Raw genomic sequence first — 358 nt, 5'->3', positions numbered from 1 at the left:
CGTCAGCGTTTGCTGGGACGGTGAGAAATACTGGCTGCACCAGGACGGCCAACTGGTGACAGGCGCCAGAGCTGGTGCGGCGATGAACCCCGCCCATATATTGCGCCGCCTATATACAGACCCTTCTATTGGTCGGGGGCTGGATGCCGCCACCCGCCTGGATGAACCTGCGTGGATTGCAGCCGCTGATAGTTTCCATGCCGAGGGGTTTGGCTTGTGCATGAAGTGGTCACGCAGCAATCCAGTTGCCGAGTTTGCAGGGGAAGTCATCAATCACGCTGGGGCGGTCGTTTACACAAGCCGACACACAGGAAAAATCGTTCTTAAACCCATAAGGGCCGATTACAACGTTGACGAC

At 57.0% G+C, this 358-nt stretch carries 1 pseudogene; it reads left to right on the top strand.

What is annotated here, in order from left to right:
- Positions 1-358, top strand: a pseudogene (locus HF327_RS21905) (hypothetical protein); the annotation flags it as partial.

Source organism: Comamonas suwonensis (assembly GCF_012844455.2).
GTDB lineage: Bacteria > Pseudomonadota > Gammaproteobacteria > Burkholderiales > Burkholderiaceae_C > Comamonas > Comamonas suwonensis.
The sequence above is the reverse complement of the archived record's forward strand: the minus strand, read 5'-3'. Positions and strand labels throughout refer to the sequence as shown.